4 protein-coding genes are annotated in these 4,496 nt (G+C 71.0%); all 4 read left to right on the top strand.

Annotation, left to right across the window (positions count from 1 at the left end; translation table 11 throughout):
* Positions 1-76 precede the first annotated feature (76 nt).
* Genes ACFRCR_RS17130 through ACFRCR_RS17145 form a run of 4 tightly spaced genes read left to right on the top strand, consistent with a single transcriptional unit; the run spans position 77 to position 4,416 of the window.
* Positions 77-1,156 (top strand): ABC transporter ATP-binding protein, encoded by a 1,080-nt coding sequence (locus ACFRCR_RS17130; RefSeq protein ID WP_377679211.1) that lies wholly within the window; start codon positions 77-79, stop codon positions 1,154-1,156.
* The gene (locus tag ACFRCR_RS17135) at positions 1,153-2,133 is read left to right on the top strand and encodes an ABC transporter permease (RefSeq protein ID WP_191791805.1); all 981 of its coding nucleotides are present in this window, start codon (positions 1,153-1,155) and stop codon (positions 2,131-2,133) included. The genes ACFRCR_RS17130 and ACFRCR_RS17135 overlap by 4 nt, the downstream gene beginning before the upstream one ends.
* 4 nt (positions 2,134-2,137) lie before the next feature.
* Positions 2,138-3,331: an ABC transporter permease gene (locus ACFRCR_RS17140; RefSeq protein WP_377679213.1), complete on the top strand. Its 1,194-nt coding sequence runs from the start codon at positions 2,138-2,140 to the stop codon at positions 3,329-3,331.
* Positions 3,328-4,416, top strand: coding sequence for an ABC transporter ATP-binding protein (locus ACFRCR_RS17145; RefSeq protein ID WP_377679215.1), 1,089 nt, complete (start codon positions 3,328-3,330; stop codon positions 4,414-4,416). The genes ACFRCR_RS17140 and ACFRCR_RS17145 overlap by 4 nt, the downstream gene beginning before the upstream one ends.
* The last annotated feature ends 80 nt before the right edge of the window (positions 4,417-4,496 follow it).

A 4,496-nucleotide genomic window follows, 5' to 3' on the forward strand; every position in this document is an offset into this window, starting at 1 on the left:
GCCAGGGCCCCGCCCCCTCGCGAGCAGCTGGTCAGCGCTGACTCCACCCCGTTCCCCCCAGCAGTCAGGTTCACCCATGAGTTCCGACACGCACAACGCCCCGGTCGCGCCCCCGCCCGACGCGCCCGTCCTCGAGGCCCGCGGGCTCACCAAGCACTTCCCCGTCAAGGGGCTGCGGTCCCACGCCGTCGTGCACGCGGTCGACGGTGTCGACGTCTCGCTGCGCAGCGGCCAGGTCGTCGCGCTCGTGGGGGAGTCCGGCTCCGGCAAGTCGACCATCGCCCGGCTCCTCGCCCGTCTGTACACGCAGACGTCGGGCGAGATCCTGCTGCACGGCGAGCCCGTGACCGCGCACCGCGGCCGGGCGTTCCGCCGGTACTGCCGGCGCGTCCAGATGATCTTCCAGGACCCGTTCGGCTCGCTGAACCCGGTCCACACGATCCGCTACACGCTCACGCGCTCGCTGCGGATCCACCAGCCGAAGCTGCGCGGGCAGGCGCTCGAGGACGCCCTGGAGGCGTTGCTCAACAGGGTGCAGCTCCAGCCCGAGCGGTACGTCGACAAGTACCCGCACGAGCTCTCGGGCGGGCAGCGCCAGCGTGTCGCGATCGCCCGTGCCCTGGCCGCCGACCCCGAGGTCCTGCTCGCCGACGAGCCCATCTCGATGCTCGACGTGTCGATCCGCATCGGCATCCTCAACCTCCTCAAGGACCTGCGCGACCGCCTCGGCATCGCGATCCTCTACATCACGCACGACATCGCCTCGGCCCGGTACTTCGCCGACGAGACCCGCGTCATGTACGCGGGCCGCATCGTCGAGCACGGCGAGAGCGAGCTCGTGACGCAGGAGCCCGCACACCCCTACACGCAGCTCCTGGTGCGATCGGCCCCCGACCCCGAGAACCTCGCGGCGCAGGACCGCACGGGCGCGAACGGCGAGCCGCCGTCGATGGTCCGCCCGCCCGAGGGCTGCCGCTTCAGCCCGCGCTGCCCGTTCGCGACGGACCTGTGCCGGAGCACGGTCCCCGCCCTCGTGCCCGTGGGCGACGGCCGCAAGGTCGCCTGCTGGGGCTACGTGGAAGCGTCCGACGTCGAACCTGCCGAGCGGGAACTGCTCCCCGTGCTCGGCGCTGCACGAGTGGGGGTGTCGGCATGAAGTACTTCCTGCGACGCATCGTCTTCTACGTGATCACCGCGTGGGCGGCCATCACGATCAACTTCTTCATCCCGCGCATGATGGACGGCGACCCGGTGTCGTCCTTCATCAACAAGAACCAGGGCCGCATCAGCTCCGAGGCCCGCGAGTCGCTGTACGTCCTGTTCGGGCTCGACAGCGGGGCCTCGCTCTGGGAGCAGTACGTCGACTACTGGAAGATGCTCTTCTCGGGCGACCTGGGCCTGTCGATCATGCTCTTCCCGAGCACCGTGAGCGAGGTCATCGCGCAGGCCCTGCCGTGGACCATCGGCCTGGTCGGCATCGCGACGGTCATCAGCTTCCTGCTCGGCTCGTTCCTCGGCGTGGTCATCGGCTGGCGCCGCGGGTCGTGGGCAGACGGCCTCCTGCCGATCACCACGTTCTTCTCGTCCGTGCCGTACTTCTGGCTGGGCCTGGTCGCGATCATGCTCTTCTCGGTGACGTGGTCGATCTTCCCGTCGTCGGGCGCCTACCAGCCGGGGCTCGTGCCCGGGTGGAACTGGGAGTTCATCAGCTCCGTGATCCAGCACGGCACGCTGCCCGCGATCACGATCGTGCTGTCCTCGGTCGCGGGCTGGATCCTCGGCATGCGGAACATGACGGTCACGGTCACCTCGGAGGACTACGTCACGGTCGCGCAGGCCAAGGGACTCTCGGAGCGTCGCGTGATGTTCGGGTACGCGGCCCGCAACGCGATCCTGCCGCAGGTCTCGGGCTTCGCGCTGTCCCTCGGCTTCATCGTGTCGGGGACGCTCGTCATGGAGAAGGTCTTCTCCTACCAGGGCGTGGGCTTCACGCTCCTGCAGGCGATCGGCGCGCACGACTACCCCCTCATGCAGGGCATCTTCCTCATGATCACGCTGTCCGTCCTCGTGGCGAACATCCTCGCCGACCTCGCCTACGTGGTCCTCGACCCGCGCACCCGACAGGAGGGCTGAGAAGATGACCGGCATCCCCGTCCAGATGGACCACGCCCAGCTCGACACCGGCTCCGAGCCGCTCGCCCCCGAGGTGCCCCGGCGCCGCAAGGGGACGCGCAAGAAGCAGAAGCTCCTGTTCCTGCGCAACGCCAAGTCCTTCACGGGGCTCGCGATCCTGGGCTTCTTCGCGATCCTCGCGGTGATCGGCCCGTGGATCGCGCCCTACGACCCGAGCGCGATGTCGCCCGACGTCCTGCAGCCCCCGAGCGCCGCGCACTGGCTCGGGACCACGCACGTGGGCCAGGACGTGTTCTCCCAGATCCTCGTGGGCACGCGTGGCGTCATGATCGTCGGTTTCGTCGCGGGCATCGGTGCGACGCTCCTGTCGATCCTCGTGGGCGTGAGCGCGGGCTTCCTGGGCGGCGTGAGCGACGAGCTGCTCTCGTCGCTGTCCAACATCTTCCTCGTCATCCCCGCTCTGCCGCTCATCATCATCGTCGCGGGCCAGCTCCCCGACGCGGGCGGGCTGACGGTCGCGCTCATCCTGGCCGCGACGAGCTGGGCGTGGGGTGCGCGCATCCTGCGCGCCCAGACCCTGTCCCTGCGCCGTCGCGACTTCGTCGAGGCCGCGCGCGCCAACGGCGAGTCGACGTGGCGCATCGTGTGGTTCGAGACCCTGCCCAACCTGACGGCCATCATGGCGTCGAGCTTCGTGGGCACCGTGACGTTCGCGATCCTCATGCAGACGACGCTCGCGTTCATCGGCGTGACGTCGATCTCGGACTGGAACTGGGGCACGATCCTCTTCTGGGCCGAGCAGCAGCAGGCCCTCTCGCGCGGCGCGTGGTGGTGGTTCGTCCCGGCGGGCCTGTGCATCGCGATGCTCGGCATGGCGCTGACTCTCATCAACTTCGGGATCGACGAGTTCGTCAACCCGCGCCTGCGCTCGACGGGCGCGAGCCCGCGCGCCCTGCGCAGGCGCCGCATCTCGCCGCGCATCGGCTTCACGGCCGTCGTCCGCGAGGGGGCTCCCGCCGCGGGCACCACGCCCAGCAGGCCCGACGGCGCCACGCGCCCGGGGGCGTCGACCGCCCCGACCGGTGCGACGCCGTCGGGCAGGGGCACGCCCACCCCGGGCGGGCCGGGCACCCCGGGGAGCACGCGCGACGACCGCGACACCGACGGCACGACCGCACGCAAGGAGAACGCCCGATGACCGTCACCGACCTTCCCCCCGCCGGGGCCGCCACCGGGACCGGCAGGCCCGTGCTCGAGATCCGCGACCTGCACGTCGCCTACGGCTACGGCCCCGAGCCCGTACGCGCGCTGCGCGGGGTGAACCTCACGCTGCACGAGGGCGAGGTCCTGGGGATCGCCGGTGAGTCGGGCTGCGGCAAGTCGACCCTCGTCTACGCCGCGACCCGCCTCCTGCCCCCGCCCGGCCTCATCACGGGCGGCGAGGTGCTGTTCCACGGAGGCGTGGGGAGCACGGGCGGCGAGCCCGTCGACATCCTGCGCATGAGCGACAAGGAGCTGCGGCGCTCGCGCTGGCAGGACACCGCGATCGTGTTCCAGGGCGCCATGAACTCGCTCAACCCGGTCTACCGGGTCGGCAAGCAGCTCACCGACGCCATCGCGGCGCACCGCCCCGGCATGTCGCGCACCGACCGCAACGATCGGGCCGCGGAGCTGCTGTCCATGGTCGGGATCGCGAAGGACCGCATCTCGGCGTACCCGCACCAGCTCTCGGGCGGCATGCGCCAGCGCGTCATGATCGCGATGGCGCTCGCGCTCGAGCCCAAGGTGCTCATCATGGACGAGCCCACCACGGCGCTCGACGTCGTCATGCAGCGCCAGATCGTCGAACAGATCATCGAGCTGCGCGACCGCCTGGGCTTCTCGGTCGTGTTCATCACGCACGACGTGTCCCTGCTCATCGAGGTCGCCGACCGGATCGCGATCATGTACGCGGGCGAGATCGTCGAGCAGGCGTCCGCGAGCGACGTGTACCGGCGCCCGCGCCACCCGTACACGCACGGGCTGCTCAACTCGTTCCCGCCCCTGCACGGGCCCAAGCGCCCGCTCGTCGGCATCCCGGGCTCGCCGCCCGACCTCCAGGCCCTGCCGACCGGGTGCCCCTTCCGGCCGCGCTGCGCGCACGTCATGGACGCGTGCGCCGACGTCCACCCCGCGCTGGGTCCCACGTCGCTGGGGCTGCCGGGCGTCGGCGAACCAGGACGGTCGGTCGCGTGCCTGCTGCACGACGGGCACGGCGAGGTCCCCGCGGAGCTGCGCGTCTGACGCGAGCCACGCACGCCACGGTCGATGACCCCAGGTGACTCCTCGGTCGCGGGACGCCCGTCGTCCCCGCGAGCCGAGCC

The organism is Oerskovia sp. NPDC056781, assembly GCF_042789955.1.
GTDB lineage: Bacteria > Actinomycetota > Actinomycetes > Actinomycetales > Cellulomonadaceae > Oerskovia > Oerskovia rustica.

Coding starts and splice junctions, on each gene's coding strand:
- ACFRCR_RS17145 (WP_377679215.1), top strand. CDS start 3,328: ATGACCGTCACCGACCTTCCCCCCGCCGGGGCCGCCACCGGGACCGGC.
- ACFRCR_RS17135 (WP_191791805.1), top strand. CDS start 1,153: ATGAAGTACTTCCTGCGACGCATCGTCTTCTACGTGATCACCGCGTGG.
- ACFRCR_RS17140 (WP_377679213.1), top strand. CDS start 2,138: ATGACCGGCATCCCCGTCCAGATGGACCACGCCCAGCTCGACACCGGC.
- ACFRCR_RS17130 (WP_377679211.1), top strand. CDS start 77: ATGAGTTCCGACACGCACAACGCCCCGGTCGCGCCCCCGCCCGACGCG.